The organism is Lentibacillus sp. L22 (assembly GCF_040812445.1).
Classification (GTDB): domain Bacteria; phylum Bacillota; class Bacilli; order Bacillales; family Amphibacillaceae; genus Lentibacillus_C; species Lentibacillus_C daqui.
Genome location: NZ_JBFNXI010000016.1, coordinates 1 through 15728 on the forward strand (window position 1 = coordinate 1; position 15728 = coordinate 15728).

Consider the following 15728-nt stretch of genomic DNA (forward strand, 5'->3'; position numbering starts at 1 on the left):
CCTGCAAAAGGGGTATGCCGACGCCTGAGCGCAAGCCCGTTTTTAGTCGGCCTTCCTTTGAAGAAGCTCGTTGGCTTGCTTTTCCGCTCCTCATGTACCTTTTATGTACACTCCGGTGCTCAAAGCTACGCCGCCTAGAACTTCTCGGTCCTTTTTATCCTCCTGTTGAACACGCACTTCTAATAAAAAGGAGGACGAAATTTTGAACATCCTCCAATATAGTATTATTTTATCTTCAAATGAATAAAATAGAAAGAGACACTTTCTTATTATTTCCGGAAATAATAGAAATTAAACAAATAAAGCTCTTCCGCAAATAGAATTCCGTTTAATAGTATGCTAAAATTTGAACAAATAGACTGGTGGGTCGGCTAATCGTTTGAAATAGGATAATGGCCCATTAAAAAGGGTAAAGGAGATGCTGCAATGAAGCAATGGGAAATTGTTTTTAACAAGTGGCAGTCATTTGAGGGTCTGGAACCAGTACTAAAAGCAGAGGTACTCGAAATGGAACATGATCAGGCTGAGGACGCTTTTTATAAGGAGTTAACCTTTGGTACAGGCGGAATGCGCGGGGTTTTAGGGGCAGGAATCAACCGGATGAATATTTATACCGTTCGTAAAGCGGTAAATGGACTAGCTAATTATTTACAAGCAACATTTACAAATGCTGATCAACGGGGAGTGGCTATCTCCTACGATTCCCGGCATATGTCACAGGAATTTGCTTTGGAAACGGCTAAAGTGTTGGGAGCTTATGGGATCAAAGCGTACGTATTTGCCTCTTTACACCCGACGCCATTATTATCATTTGCGGTCAGACATTTGGGAGCCTGTGCCGGGGTCATGATTACAGCCAGTCATAATCCACCTGAATATAACGGGTTCAAGGTATATAACGATGATGGCGGACAGGTCATTCCGGAAGAAGCAGACAAGATTATTACGTTTATCAACCAAACGGAAAATGAGCTGACCGTTCCAGTTCTTGATCAAAAGCAATTGGAGGAACATGAACTATTACATTGGATAGGTGATGAGATTGATCAGGCCTATCTGGATCAGTTAAAGCAAATCTCAAGGTTACCTGATGACGAAAAACAGGCATATAAGGATTTATCCATTGTTTTTACGCCGTTGCATGGGACAGCCTATGATCTAGTGTTAAAAGGGTTGAAGCAATTAAATTTCCCAAATGTCCATGTCGTTGAAGAACAGGCAAAACCAGATCCGGAATTTTCTACCGTTGCTTCTCCAAATCCTGAAGAGCATCAGGCATTTACGATGGCAATGGCTGATGGGGAACAGGTCGACGCAGACATTTTAATCGGTACGGATCCAGATGCGGATCGCCTTGGTGTCGCGGTAAAAGATGCAAATGAAACATACACAGTGTTAACGGGAAATCAGCTCGGTTCACTTATATTAGATTATATTTTGACGCAAAGTAATCGTTCGGATTTAAGGCATGCCCGGATGATTAAAACCATTGTCACTACTGAACTTGGCAGGGCAATCGCCAGCGACCACGATGTCAAAACGATTGATACATTAACCGGGTTTAAATATATTGGGGAAAAGATTCGCCAGTATGATACAACAGAGGAGACATTTATCTTCGGTTTTGAAGAGAGCTATGGTTATTTAATCTCCGGGATTGTCCGGGATAAAGATGCCGTACAAGCCGCGGTAATGGCCAGTGAATTGGCGTATTACTGGAAAAAGCAAGGGAAGACATTACTTGATGCATTAGACGTGTTATATGAAAAATATGGGTATTATCGGGAAGGCATGACATCACTGACGTTGAAAGGTAAAGAAGGGGCCGCACGAATCGAGGCAATGATGGAAGAAGTTCGTACCACCCCGCTATCGAAAATTGGTGGTCTGAAGGTGTTGCAAGTGGAAGATTATCTCACCAGTGAGCGGACATTGCTAAATGACGGAAACAAGGTAGAACAAATCACGTTACCAAAAGAAAATGTAGTCAAGTATTTGTTGGAACATGACAGTTGGGTATGTTTTAGGCCATCAGGAACAGAACCGAAAATAAAATGCTACTATGGTGTTTGCGAAAAATCCAGTGAAGCAAGTGCGGAAAAATTGGCTGCATTGCAACAAGAGATGGAAGCTATAATGAAGCGGAACTAACGAGAGCCCTCTATCGTTTGAAGGTAGGGGGCTTACTTTATCTAGACCTGGTAATTATAATTATTCATTTAACGGAAAATTACATCTGTTGCTTTTTGCTTCATAAACCCACTTCTATGTCGATATAAATATAGGGTTCACCTGCTTCCTTGAACTAGTGGGTCAATTTAAATTATAGAAAAGTATGAGCAAAAGGCTTTTGTTATTACGATGGACAGAAGCCTTTTTACTGTTTAAGTTCTTTTTTAAGCGATATGATTGATGCAAGAGCGATCCCATGTCACTAAAGCTGAATAGAATAAGGAGGGACCTGGCATTGGCAATCGCAATCAAACGAATCTATGAAGAGGCAGAACAAGACGACGGTATACGGATACTTGTTGATCGGGTATGGCCCAGAGGTATGTCAAAGGAAAAGGCGAAACTTGATTATTGGATCAAAGACGTAGGGCCATCCAATGAACTCAGAAAATGGTTTGGCCATGATCCGGGCAAGTATCCAGCGTTTAAGCAAAAGTATAAAGATGAGTTGGCTGAAGGATCACAGCATGAGGAATTAGAAAAGCTAAAAAAAATAACGAAAGAAAATAATGGACATGTAACATTGTTATTTTCTGCAAAAGATGAAACACATAATCAAGCAAATGTGTTAAAGGAAATATTGGAACAACAATAATTTTAACCAAAAGAAAAATTTAGGAACGAAGGTGAGCAAATGACTGAACATCATTTTCATTTACAGGCGGACTGGCCAGGTGGGCGAAACAGTGAAGGATTTATCAAAGCTGGCAACTTACAAACGAAGATTTCAATCCCGCCGGAAATGGACGGTCCAGGCATTGGTACAAACCCGGATGAAATGCTTCTGGGGGCTGCTGCAACATGCTATATTATTACACTGGCAGCAATGATCGAACGTGCCGGGTTGCCACTACAAAATATGGACCATGAATCGGAAGGAATTGTCGAAGTAAGGAAGGGTGTCATTACGTATAAAAAAATCATCCATAAACCAACTGTAACTTTAAAAAGCAGTGCAACTACCGAAGAAAAGGAAAAGTTAAAAACACTTGTGGAAAAGGCGGAAAAAAGCTGTATGATTTCCCGGGCTATACGCGGTAATGTGGAGATTGAATTGGAACCAACAATTGGGTAGGAATGCAAAACTGCCATAAAAGTACGCGAAATTTGGGAATCGCCGTATAATGAATGAAAAACGCCGTAAAAGTTGAATTTGGGCAGCCAGATGATGTTGTCTGGTTGCCTTTTGATTAAAATCACCTGGTTGGAACAATGTGGCTTGAAATTTTAATTTATCCCCTATGGCTTGGTCGTTACAGCTTTAAAGTTTTCATTTGTGGTTAACAGGAAAGATCACGTTAGCTCCGGTGTTTTTGTTATTAAATCGCCCATTTTCTTTTCTCTTGACACATAGTTGTATCTCCCTGTATAGTATTAAAGCATACTAACATTATCGGGATTATCTTATATCATTCCGATTAACATGACAGGGGGGAAAAACCGTGAATGCATTTTTAATTATCGTAAATATTGCGGTTTTACTAGCAATTATCGGTCTTCTTATTTGGATGCAGAAGAAACACTTTTCATTTACAAAACGCGTATTCACGGGGCTGGGCGTTGGCATTGTGCTCGGCGCTGTATTGCAGGTTATTTATGGCGCAGATTCAGATATATTAACCCAGACAACTGAATGGTATAATATTGTCGGCAGCGGTTATATCAATTTGCTTATGATGATTGTTGTACCACTTGTGATGGTATCGATTATCCAATCGATCATCAATCTGGAGAAATCATCAGAATTAGGGAAAATGTCTGCATGGATTATTGGAATTCTCGTGGTTACGGCAATGGTTGCGGCACTTGTCGGAATTGGCAGTGCGGCATTGTTTCATTTGAATGCTGATCAAATTGATGCTGGTCAAGCAGAAATGGAACGCAGTAGTGAGATGGAGCAAACAGTGGGTGAAGTTGAGGAGACATCGACACCAGAGAAGATTTTAGACTTTATTCCATCAAATATCTTTCTGGATATGACCCAACAACGCTCAACATCGGTAATTGCCGTTGTTATCTTTTCACTTATCGTTGGCATAGCGGTACTAGGGGTAAGAAGAAAGAATCCCGAGCAGGCTGAGATCTTTACAAAAATCATTAATTCGCTATATGCTGTTGTCATGCGGATTGTCACTTTGATTTTGCGTTTGACGCCATTTGGCATTTTAGCGTTGATGGCGAATACGGTTGCCAGCACTGATTTTGCTGGAATACTTGAGCTTGGTAAATTTGTCATCGCGTCGTATGTAGCGATTATTACGATGTTTATTATTCACTTAATCCTGGTCGGGGTCTTTGGTTTAAGCCCGATGATGTATTTGAAAAAAGTTTTGCCTGTGCTGACGTTTGCATTCACGTCGCGTTCAAGCGCGGGATCAATCCCATTAAATATCAATGCGCAAAAAAATTCGCTTGGTGTACATGAAGGTATTGCTAACATGTCCGCATCATTTGGTGCCACCATTGGTCAAAATGGTTGTGCAGGTTTATACCCGGCGATGCTGGCGATCATGATTGCACCATCTGCCGGCATTGATCCATTTACATTCGGATTCATTGCCAAGCTGGTCTTAATTGTTGGCATCAGTTCGTTTGGTGTAGCCGGTGTTGGCGGCGGTGCAACATTTGCAGCTATCATCGTGCTTTCTTCGATGGGGTTGCCAGTCGGACTCGCTGGGTTGTTAATTTCCATTGAAGCACTGATCGATATGGGCCGTACTGCACTAAACGTCAATGACTCGATATTATCAGGAACACTGACTTCACGTATTCTGGGAAAATTAAATCTAAAAACATTTAATGATAAAACAGCAATTGAAAAAGATATAGCTATTTAAGGAAATGGCCGCTTCTGAGAGGAAGCGGCCATTTTGTGATAGTTTAATGATTTGGGCTGATATCCCAGGCATACCGGTTGATAGTCAACTTGCTGCCGCTATCAGTTCACCTCACTGTACAATCGGAATCTAACACGTTATATTTCCTCGACATTTCCCGGGAAATATCGAGCATTTTCCATGATATTTTTAAACCATCATTCTTCAATTAATTGTTTCACCGGATCTAAATTCTGCCGTTCCTTCACAATAAAATAACCGGTAAATGGGTCGCCAAGTGATTTTACACGATCAACTGCATTGGCAATTGTAAATTCAACCGGTGATAAATCCTCCTTGAGTTCCTCCCAAAAAAGTGGCGTGGCAACTGTTCCTTCCGTAATTTTCCTTGGTGAATAAGGGGCAATGATCGTTTTATCCCGACCGTGCTGCATATAGTCAAGATACAGGCGTTCATGACGATTTTTCTTCATTCGCTCGGTTGTAAAATACTGTGGATATTCCTGCTCCAGCGTCCGGGCAATCGCTTGCGTAAAAATAGCTGTTTCATCATAAGTCATGCTATTTTCCGGAATAGGGATATGCACTTGTAATCCTTTATTACCTGATGTTTTTACAAAGGGAACAATTTCTAGATCATCAACTATTTGTTTTAATAATTGAGCTGCAAAAACAGCAAGTGAAAAACGCTCTCGGTCTGGTGGGTCAAGGTCGAATACAATTTCAGAAGGGGTTGCGCTTTTAGACCGTTGAAAAGGAATATGGTATTCCAATGCGCCATGATTACCGAACCAGACAAGTGTCTTCAAGTTATTACAGATCATCAACCGTTCGTTTTCTGCCATGATACTGTCAATATAGGAGGGGGCATAATCGGGTAGGTGTTTTTGGAAAAATGATTCCCCATCCACGCCGTCCGGACAACGAATTAATGTGAGTACATGATCTTGCAAAAATGGCAGCATATAGGGTGATATTTCTCTTAAATAAACAAGCAGATCGCCTTTTGTGAAATTTGCATTCGGCCATAACAGTTTATCCGGTTTGGTTAAATCCAGTTCTTCAGGTAGCATGGCTATGTCCAGTGCTAATTTTTCTGCTGTACAGTCTGTAGCAAGGGTGTTAACCAACAGCTTGGCAAACTCGGGTTCGCGGATTTCTTGCTCCAGTAAATCAAGGGTATGGATTTCTGCACAAATAGCTGGTGGGAGCAGGTAACCAGTTTCAACTTTTTCCCCTTTGGTGGCAAATAATTGCTTTAACGTCGCTTTTGGTTCCTGACCAAGCCCATGTTTGCATTTGCCGACTTCCTGCCAATCATGACCATTCCAAACAACGGCGGTAAAATAATCATTTTTCGGATCGTAATGGGTAAGAACACATTGGATGGTGCGCCAATTCTTCACTTTTAACCAGTCGCGATGGTTTTTTCCACCTGTGTAGTCGCTATTTTTCCGTTTGGCAATGATCCCTTCCGCCTTATATGTAAAAATACGATTCCAAAGTTCGGTTGCATCCTGCAGACAGGGCACGTAACTAATCCGATTTAATGGAGAAATATCAAAATCCCAGCCGCCTGCAATAAAAAAATCTTTTAATTGTTCTTTGCGTTGCTGGAATGATTTAGTCATTAAATCGATACCGTTTACCTGCAACATGTCAAATGCCAGTAATGTTGCCGGCCGTTTCCTTGCCGCTTGGTGGATTGTCGATGCCGTTTTTATTCTGCCGCGCGTATGCATCCATGAGAAATTAGCCTGGTACGTATGATTCAATACAGTTAACTCGCCATCTAATTGAACGGGTAGCAAGTGTTCAACCCTTTTCTGGTGGACATTGCAAAAATTTACAATTTCAGGGAACAAGGAAGTTAAATCTTTATTGTTTTTACTTGTTAATGTCGCCTGATCCTTCTCCCAGGAAAGCAAACAACGAAAACCATCATATTTCACCTCATATACCCACTCAGCGCCGGTCGGTATGGTTGTGCTGGCAATTGGCTTCATGATTTCCATTACTAAAACACCTCCTTTTAGTAATCACTTTATAATATGGCTCAAGAGAAGATAATTACCCATAAAGGATAAAGTGAAACAAGAACGGAACACTAAAACAGAGACATTTCATGTAAAAAAAGGAGGTATGTTTCATGCATACGATGTGGAAGGGGACTATTAGTTTTGGTTTGGTGAATATTCCGGTTAAAATGCATGCCGCTACGGAAAACAAAGATGTCAAGCTTAGGCAGCTTCATAAAGAATGCCAGACACCAATCAAATATGAACGCGTTTGTCCTGTATGTGACCGAAAAGTAGAAAATGATGAAATTGTAAAAGCCTATGAATATGCCAAAAATAAATTTGTTGTCCTGGACGATGAGGAATTGGCCGCTTTGAAGAAAGAACAAGCGGATAAAGCGGTGGAAATTGTTGATTTCGTCCAATTAGAGGAAATTGACCCGATTTACTTTGAAAAGAGCTATTATTTGTCACCTAATGAAGGCGGTAGTAAATCCTATGCCCTGCTGAGAGCGGCATTACAGGATACAGGTAAAATTGGTGTCGCCAAAATGATTATCCGCTCTAAGGAGCAGCTTGCTTGTATTCGGGTTTATCAAAATACATTGGTTGTCGAAACCATTCATTATCCTGATGAGGTTCGGCAAGTACAGGACGTGCCAAATGTGCCTGAGCAGGTAGAGACAACCGAAAAAGAACTGGATACAGCGAAAATGCTGATTGAACAATTGTCAACCGAATTTGATCCGGAAAAGTATAAAGATGACTACCGAACCGCTTTGCTTGATTTAATTGAGGATAAGAAAAATAATAAGGATCATGTAGTAGCAACGGGTGAAAAACAACCGACTCCAGATAATGTGACCAACCTGATGGATGCACTGCAGGCGTCACTGGATCGTGCCAAAAAGGACAAACCCAAACCGGCACAACCAAAACGAAAGAAAAAAGCAACAACTCAAAAGAAAAAGGTGGCGAAGTAGTCAGTTGTTTGGGTGTCGGGGCACCCAAACAACGCTGACCAAAAGTATGGCATTTTTATAGAAATTATTACATCGTGATATCTTCATTTCAGTTCAATTACACAGCTTTAACATCCTGATGAAAATAGGCCGTTATGGAGGTATTTCCGTGTGAAAACGGGTAAACTAGAAATTAAACAACATACTTTTTTTAAAAAGGATGAGCTTCATGGAAAGAAATGCGTTTTTTGATAATGCCAGACTAGCATTAATTTTTTTAGTGGTGTTTGGTCACATGCTTCAACCATTTGCAGACGACTCGCAGAAAATTAACACGCTATACATGTGGATTTATACATTTCATATGCCTGCATTTATCTTCTTATCCGGGTTTTTTGCAAAAGGGTCGGGCAAAAAAGACTATGTTCTAAAACTAGCAAAAAAATTGCTATTACCATATTTAATATTTCAGATGGTTTATACGATTTTTTATTTCATTATTGGCAAAGACAGCTGGCAAAACGGTCTGTTTGATCCGCAGTGGTCACTGTGGTTTTTGTTCAGTCTATTCAGCTGGCATATGCTGTTGTACTGGTTTAAAAAGATACCGCCCGTATTAGGTATGGCTATTGCTGTTGAAATTGGCTTGCTTGTTGGGTATTTCGGTGAGATTGGTCAAACATTTAGTTTATCACGTACCTTTGTGTTCTTTCCGTTCTTCCTGATTGGTTATTGGCTGAAAGAAGAACATGTCATGCTGTTAAAGACGAAAGCGGCAAGAATTATCTCGGTAATCGTCATGGTGTCGGTTGCCGGAGCAATTTATTTTGCGCCTGAAATAAACTCTGGCTGGCTATTGGCTTCCAAATCGTATAGTGATCTTGATATGCCGGATTTCGGTGGTGTTGCGCGTCTGCTTGTTTATATCACTTCGGCGCTAATGGCGATGAGCGTTTTAGCCTGGGTTCCGAAAAATAAAAATATGCTCACCCATTTGGGAACAAGAACGTTATATGTGTATCTCCTGCATGGATTCTTTATTCAAGTATTCCGGCATTATGATTTGTTTAAGGTCGATAATATTTTGGATTTGGCTGGATTGGCCGTCATTGCGGCAGTTATCGTCCTTCTATTGTCAAGCAAACCAATTCAGGTGGTTTCACAACCGGTCATTGAGGGGAAATTATCATCTATAAGAGGTGTCTTTAGTCAGGCAAGTAGGAAAACAGAGCACAGCTAGCAGAACAACCTCTAAATCCAATTTATAGAAGGTGGCAAAAATGAAAATATGTGTTTTCGGAGCTAATGGTTATTTGGGTGTATCTGTTTATAAACAATTAAAGGAATCGGAAACGGATGAAGTGATCGGAACATATTTACAGGAACCAGCCATGCTTGACGGACTCTATAAGTTGAATGTCAACGAACCGGAATCATTCTCCCGCTTTTTTAAGGAGGAGACCCCGGATGTGGTGGTATGGGCAGTGATGAGCGGGCCAAATGAGAACGAGTTAACCGATCAAGGTCTTATGCACTTGATTACGCATCTGACGCCGCAGATAAAATTGGTATATTTGTCATCCGATTTAGTTTTTTCTGATGGCAAAGGTCCATACGTGGAAGATGATCCAATATCCACTTTACCTGATGACCATAAATTTCATAACTATGTAAATGGGAAGGTAAAGGCGGAACATTTAATTACGAATGAACTGACGAATGCTGTGATTTTACGAGCGGGTCCAATTTATGGAGAAAATGTTATTGGTAAATTGGATGAACAAACAGATCGCTTGGCCTACCATTTGCGCGCGGGAAAACCAATTGGCTTTCGTGACGATCTGATTCGCTCCTTTGTGCATATTGACGATGTCACAATGGTTATTAATGAAATGGCCCATAATGACCTAACCGGCGTGTATCATGTCGGCCCGGCTAAAATAAGCAGTATCTATGAGTTTATGAAAGCAGTGGCAAAACAGCTGGGCTATGATGATGAACTAGTGGAAAAGGCCAGTGAAGATGAACACGTAGATCAAGAGTTACCAAAAAACACCTCGTTAATTGTTCAGAAAATAAAGCATGCTTTAGCTGTAAATAATTGACCATTTTCCAGCTAAATAATAAAGAGGCTGATCCCTTCATTCAGGAGGCAGCCTCTTTTGTTTTATATCCAATTTCTGTCTAAAAAAGAAAATGTGCTATTAAAGTAATGACCGGCAACGTAATGATAGTTCTTAGTATAAAAATGACAAATAAGTCGACAAAGGAGACCGGTATTTTGGTTCCCAGCAGCAGCCCGCCAACTTCGGACATGTAGATTAGCTGGGTAACGGATAGTGCCGCAACGATGAACCTGGTCATGTCCGATTCAATCGATGAGCCTACAATGGACGGAAGAAACATATCGGCAAACCCGATTAATATCGTTTCCGAAGCTTCGGCTGCAGATGGTATTTGCAACAGCTCAAGTAGTGGAATAAATGGTACACCCAACCACTGGAAGAACGGGGTGTACTCCGCAATAACCAGGGCAACCAAGCCAAACGTCATAACGATTGGGGCAACTCCCATCCACATATCCAGGATGTTTTGCACGCCTTCTTTGAGAAATTTTGTAAGGCTGGACTGCTTTTTGGCTTGTTCTAATGCCTTTTTATAGCCAAATGTGAGACTGTTATATCCTTCGGGAGTTTGTTCCTCGATATCTTCTGTCGTTTCATTAATGTAAGTGTCCGCTTTTCTCGATAACGGCGGAATGCGCGGCATAATGATGGCAGCAACGAGGCCCGCTATGAGTACTGTTAAATAAAAAGGAACAAACATATTTTCAAGTCCCACTTGACCAATGACTACCAACGTGAAGGTAATCGAAACAACGGAAAAAGTTGTACCAATAACGGCTGCTTCACGCTTGGTATAGTACCCATCTTCATACTGTTTACTTGTCAACAGTACACCGATCGTTCCATCGCCTACCCATGACGCCAGTGAATCAATTGATGCCCGACCCGGTAAACGGAACAATGGCCGCATAATTTTTGTCATTAGTGTACCAAATAAATCAAGCAGCCCAAAGTTCGTCAGCAAAGGCAAAAATAATCCGGCAAACAAAAAGACAGCAAACAATACGTGTAATAAGTCACCAAGGAGCATTTGCCCGGTATCCTCACTATAGATGGCTTCTGTTCCCAAATGGAAAAACACCATCACGGCAAATATGGCAGCTAACACGCGCGTTACGGCCCAAAAATTGCTGACATGGAACAGATTTTGAAAGAATGGTGATTTGGTGAATGTTTCTGGTCTGATTTTGGCAAGTACCGTCATGATAGCTGTAATGATAATAATGATCATCATAATAGCTGAAAGCTGATCAACCAGCAAATTCTCTACCCAATTGGCCAAAACGGCAATAGGAATAGTTAGTCCATCACTGCTTGGGATAGGTATCATAAATAGAAAAACACCGATGCATGACGGAATGATAAATTTCAGATGATCTATAAGTCTATATTTTTCATGCATAATTATTCCCCTTTGCGTATTTTTATACATTAATAACGAAATAAATATAATTTCTTTACTTATTCACCATTCTACCGTTAAAGATCAAAATAATCCAGCCCTAAATTTAATTTTTTTAAAAGCGAGTATAAATATAAGAGATGAATATGCTATACAGTGAAACTTGGTATTACAGCCCGATAATGCGTGAAAACAAGTTTAAGGCGCTTACAATTGCGGGTATAGTAAGTTGAGGTGCTAATCGTGCAAAAGCCACTAAAATACAATGTTATCTATCGTTGTACGGTTATCGTTTGGATGACAATAAAGTTTATCATCCAAATATACCTTTTTCATGTTAGGCATCGAATCTGGGATGATCGAACATGGCAAAAATGGAATGAATTACTAAGCAAAATAGCCAAAGAATACCGGATCAAAGCGGTGAAGCTTGGCGGCGTATTAATCAAGGTTGGGCAATTTTTAAGTACAAGGGCTGACCTGATGCCAGATGTGTTCATCAAGGAATTAACGGGTCTGGTTGATCGCGTTCCACCTGTATCCTTTTCTTATGCAAAACACGTCATGGAGCAGGAATGGGGAGGCAGTATTGACGACCATTTTAGTGAAATACTGGAAAAACCGATCGCATCCGCATCCATCGGGCAAGTGTATCAAGGGAGGCTGCTTGATGGCACGCTTGTCGCTATTAAAATCCGCAGGCGTCATGTGAAAGAAACGTTTCATATGGATTTTAAAGCATTAAAAATTGTGTTTTGGCTGATGCGCGTGTTTACCAGGCTTGGAAAAAAGACCGACTTGCATACCTTGTACCGCGAATTAATTTTTGTCATGGAGCGGGAATTGCATTTTAGGCAGGAACTTGATTTTGCGAAATATTTCAAGGAACGTTATGAAGGGTTTCCATCCATACATATTCCGGATTATTATGATGAGTTGTGTACCGATAAAATTCTCGTCATGGAATGGGTGAAAGGTGCCAAAATAGTCGATGTCGATTTCATGCATGAACATGAGATTAATATTAGGGAGACCGCGAAAACTTTATTTGATTTTTATTTCGATCAATTTTTTAACCCTGGCTATTTTCATGCGGATCCACATGCAGGGAATATTCTGATTCAGGAAGACGGAACCATTGTCATTATTGACTTTGGAATGATTGGTGAAATTCGCAAACAGGATACCCAATTATTTAAACGCCTCATTCAAGGGATAATTGTCGATGATTATGACAAGATATTAACAGCACTGGATGAGATGAAATTTCTCCTGCCAAATGCCGACCGTAACTCCCTTATCAAAATGTTTAAGCAGACAATTGAAATGTATGAAAACGGCTCGTTTAATAATATGGATAACCAGGTAATGGAACAAATCAAGGATGATATTCGTATTTTCATTCGGGAACAGCCCATCCAGCTTTCGGCCGATTATGCTTATTTAGGTCGGGCCGTATCAATTGTGCTTGGTATATTATTTGGCATTTACCCACAAATCGATCTGGGAAAATGGGCCAAGCCATTGATAAAGGAGTGGTTTGGTGGCAAGACCTTTATCGAATCAGTATATAAGGAAATTGCCAAAGATGCACTAAAGCCAGTCATCTCTTTTCCTAAAGCGATGTTAGATTTCTTGGAAAGAGGGGAAAAGGATAGAAAATGGCAAAAGAAGAAACAGTATAATCGATTACTGCATCAGTTCTATTTGCTCCTTGAAGTCATATCATTTATTATGGTTGCAGGTAGTGGTTTGACAGGTATTTATGCTTATCAAATGAGAATGTCGTTCTTGCTAATCGGATGCGTGATTGTTCTGGTTATCTTTTTCTTTATCCTGAATTTGTTGTTTTTACGACATTATCAAATGATACAATCAAACAAATAGGAGGTCATATCATGGGAGACTTATTACGTAAAGGATTTTTGTTGGGATTGGGTGCAGCTGTGAGTGGCAAGGAGAAATTGGAAGAGAAATTGAAAGATCTGGTTGATAAAAATGAGTTAACTCAGGAACAGGCACGTACTGTAATGAACAATTTTATTGAAAAAGGCGAATCCAAAAAAAGCGAATGGAGTACCAAGCAACAAAACCAGACTGAAAAAATGCTCAAAGACTTAGGCATTGCAACCAAAGAAGATATGGAGGTACTACGTTCAAGAATCAATGACCTGGAAGAAAAAATAGGTAAATAAGTTAAAGAAATAAACTTGTTCATTGAAAGGCCCCCTGTAAAAGGGGGCCTTTCAAGCCAAACTCGATCGATTTCAAGCCAAACTCGATCGATTTCAAGCCAAACTCGATCGATTTCAAGCCAAACTCGATCGATTTCAAGCCAAACTCGATCGATTTCAAGCCAAACTCGATCGATTTCAAGCCAAACTCGATCGATTAGCTTTTTTTCTGATGCACGAAAAAGTCAAATCCGGCATGTAAAATACCAGAAAGATTTTGGAAGTAAACAATAAGATAGATGTTATAAAGCAATAAGCATAGCCTTAAAGATGCACAAAAAACACATATTTGGTCAGATTGATATATGACTAGAATAAGGATACAATATAGAGAGTATTTTGACTGTCATTTTTTTGGGAGGGTCAATATCATGGGAAGTTTTTCGCAGGTATGTAAGGATACGCAAGAGAAGCTTGGCAGGCCATTGCAAAAACGTGAAATCAAGTTTCTGCAATGGGTTTTTGACCGCTATACAAAAGAAGAGCAGCAGAAGGAAAAAGAAAAAACTATCTTCAGTTAGAACGCCAAAGCCTTGGAACAGAACTAAGGCTTTTTGTACGCGCACGAAACCTGGGCTACTGAAATACCGCAAATGATCAACTAGTTAGTAAGGATACTCAACTAATTTGGCACATACCACCTTAATCCGTGATTTTACATAGATACCCTTTCACGTGTTATACTGTAGAAAGTTCAAATAAGGAGCGGTTAGACGATGTCAGTAACGGATCAAACGGTGCTTCAGCGAATCATCAGGGAAGCTCAACAAGCAAGGGAAAAACAAACAAGCCATAAAAAGATGATCGAGCACATCAAAAATGTGAAACTATTATGTGAGCTTCTTCTTGAGAATACAGATGAACCAACTGCAACGACCAATGATATTACAGCAAATGAAATGAAGGCAATGATGGGAAAAACGTATGACTCACCACGTAATGGGCAATTAGGAAAACAATCGGAGTTTGATGATGATGGTGCGAATGGGGAATCAATTTTTGACTTTTAGGTTTTCACATATTTCACTCGATACCTATTTTTCATGAAGGGATGAACGGAGATGAAATTATTTTTGGCGCTTGGTGCGCTTAATGGTTTTTTGGCAGTGGCTTTAGGTGCTTTTGGAGCGCACGGGCTAGAGGGGAAAGTTACGGAAAAGTCCCTGGGTATATGGGAGAAGGCTGTTCATTATGAAATGTTTCACACCATGGCCTTGCTCGTGACCGGCCTTTTGATGAGTAAAATTCAGACTGGCGGTATGCTTTGGGCTGGATGGCTGTTCTTTATTGGGATTGTCCTGTTTTCGGGGAGCCTGTATATTTATTCCACATCCGGAATTAAAACATTTGCCATGATTACCCCGCTCGGTGGTGTAGCATTTTTAATCGGCTGGATTTTGCTAGGGTATGCTGTCATGAAATATTTGTAAAGGATATACTTTTTATAAATGTGTGTTCAAAAAGGAGGGATAAAAAGGACCGAGAAGTTCTAGGCGGCGTAGCTTTGAGCACCGGAGTGTACATAGAAGATACATGAGGAGCGGAAAAGCAAGCCAACGAACTTCTTCAAAGGAAGGCCGACTAAAAACGGGCTTTGCGCCCAACGTCGGCATACCCCTTTTGAAGGGGCACGTCATTTTTACCGGACTTTTTGAACATCCTTTATAAATGGAAAATCATATAGGTCGTGAAAATAAATAACATTGCCGCCTGCAACAGATGTTTACCTGCTTGTTGTGTTTGACGTGTGTTCCATTCCACTATTGCGCCACTAAACATACTAAAGGACACCATATAAAGGGCAAGGATGACGACTAAAACAAAGCCTTTGATAAGAGCGATAATCCCGACAATAATCGCCCCGATAATGGCGAATAATTCCATCTTCATAAATTTTTCATATGGATGTCGCATAGA

Annotated in this window: 15 protein-coding genes; 12 read left to right on the top strand and 3 right to left on the bottom strand. The window is 40.5% G+C overall.

Annotated features, from left to right (window positions below):
- Positions 1 to 426 precede the first annotated feature (426 nt).
- From ABRT01_RS09190 to ABRT01_RS09205, 4 genes are all read left to right on the top strand, one after another.
- Positions 427 to 2151 carry a phospho-sugar mutase gene (locus ABRT01_RS09190; protein ID WP_269410592.1) on the top strand — a complete coding sequence of 575 codons (1725 nt, stop codon included), beginning with the start codon at positions 427 to 429 and terminating at the stop codon, positions 2149 to 2151.
- A 316-nt stretch (positions 2152 to 2467) separates the two neighbouring features.
- Positions 2468 to 2827: a DUF488 domain-containing protein gene (locus ABRT01_RS09195; protein ID WP_269410591.1), complete on the top strand. Its 360-nt coding sequence runs from the start codon at positions 2468 to 2470 to the stop codon at positions 2825 to 2827.
- A 39-nt stretch (positions 2828 to 2866) separates the two neighbouring features.
- Positions 2867 to 3307 carry an OsmC family protein gene (locus tag ABRT01_RS09200; RefSeq protein ID WP_269410590.1) on the top strand — a complete coding sequence of 147 codons (441 nt, stop codon included), beginning with the start codon at positions 2867 to 2869 and terminating at the stop codon, positions 3305 to 3307.
- A gap of 367 nt (positions 3308 to 3674) precedes the next feature.
- Positions 3675 to 5069: an L-cystine transporter gene (locus ABRT01_RS09205; RefSeq protein WP_269410589.1), complete on the top strand. Its 1395-nt coding sequence runs from the start codon at positions 3675 to 3677 to the stop codon at positions 5067 to 5069.
- A 197-nt stretch (positions 5070 to 5266) separates the two neighbouring features.
- Here the strand turns inward: ABRT01_RS09205 and ABRT01_RS09210 are convergent, their stop codons facing one another.
- Entirely contained in the window at positions 5267 to 7084 is a 1818-nt protein-coding gene (locus ABRT01_RS09210) for a DNA ligase D (protein WP_367746872.1), read from the bottom strand.
- A gap of 134 nt (positions 7085 to 7218) precedes the next feature.
- Here ABRT01_RS09210 and ku point away from each other — a divergent pair, with 134 nt between their 5' ends.
- The 3 genes from ku to ABRT01_RS09225 all read left to right on the top strand — a co-directional run bounded on the left by ku (position 7219) and on the right by ABRT01_RS09225 (position 10154).
- Positions 7219 to 8070: a non-homologous end joining protein Ku gene (gene ku, locus ABRT01_RS09215; RefSeq protein WP_269410587.1), complete on the top strand. Its 852-nt coding sequence runs from the start codon at positions 7219 to 7221 to the stop codon at positions 8068 to 8070.
- A 208-nt stretch (positions 8071 to 8278) separates the two neighbouring features.
- Entirely contained in the window at positions 8279 to 9289 is a 1011-nt protein-coding gene (locus tag ABRT01_RS09220; protein WP_269410586.1) for an acyltransferase family protein, read from the top strand.
- 40 nt (positions 9290 to 9329) lie between these two features.
- Positions 9330 to 10154, top strand: coding sequence for a sugar nucleotide-binding protein (locus ABRT01_RS09225; RefSeq protein WP_269410585.1), 825 nt, complete (start codon positions 9330 to 9332; stop codon positions 10152 to 10154).
- Between the two features lie 79 nt (positions 10155 to 10233).
- Here the strand turns inward: ABRT01_RS09225 and ABRT01_RS09230 are convergent, their stop codons facing one another.
- Positions 10234 to 11577 carry a YjiH family protein gene (locus tag ABRT01_RS09230; protein WP_269410584.1) on the bottom strand — a complete coding sequence of 448 codons (1344 nt, stop codon included), beginning with the start codon at positions 11575 to 11577 and terminating at the stop codon, positions 10234 to 10236.
- A gap of 243 nt (positions 11578 to 11820) precedes the next feature.
- Between ABRT01_RS09230 and ABRT01_RS09235 the strand changes: the two genes are divergently transcribed.
- The 5 genes from ABRT01_RS09235 (at position 11821) to ABRT01_RS09255 (ending at position 15241) form a co-directional block, all read left to right on the top strand.
- On the top strand, positions 11821 to 13464 hold the full coding sequence (locus ABRT01_RS09235) for an ABC1 kinase family protein (RefSeq protein ID WP_269410583.1): 1644 nt from the start codon (positions 11821 to 11823) through the stop codon (positions 13462 to 13464).
- A gap of 11 nt (positions 13465 to 13475) precedes the next feature.
- Complete coding sequence (locus tag ABRT01_RS09240; RefSeq protein WP_269410582.1) at positions 13476 to 13772, top strand: phasin family protein; 297 nt, start codon at positions 13476 to 13478, stop codon at positions 13770 to 13772.
- Positions 13773 to 14182: 410 nt separating this feature from the next.
- The gene (locus ABRT01_RS09245; RefSeq protein ID WP_269410580.1) at positions 14183 to 14332 is read left to right on the top strand and encodes a hypothetical protein; all 150 of its coding nucleotides are present in this window, start codon (positions 14183 to 14185) and stop codon (positions 14330 to 14332) included.
- A gap of 195 nt (positions 14333 to 14527) precedes the next feature.
- On the top strand, positions 14528 to 14821 hold the full coding sequence (locus tag ABRT01_RS09250) for a YwdI family protein (protein ID WP_367746873.1): 294 nt from the start codon (positions 14528 to 14530) through the stop codon (positions 14819 to 14821).
- 51 nt (positions 14822 to 14872) lie between these two features.
- Positions 14873 to 15241, top strand: a complete 369-nt coding sequence (locus ABRT01_RS09255) for a DUF423 domain-containing protein (RefSeq protein WP_269410578.1) — start codon at positions 14873 to 14875, stop codon at positions 15239 to 15241.
- Positions 15242 to 15473: 232 nt separating this feature from the next.
- Here the strand turns inward: ABRT01_RS09255 and ABRT01_RS09260 are convergent, their stop codons facing one another.
- A complete protein-coding gene (locus ABRT01_RS09260; RefSeq protein ID WP_269410577.1) occupies positions 15474 to 15725 on the bottom strand; it encodes a hypothetical protein in 252 nt (83 codons plus the stop codon).
- Between the last annotated feature and the right edge of the window lie 3 nt (positions 15726 to 15728).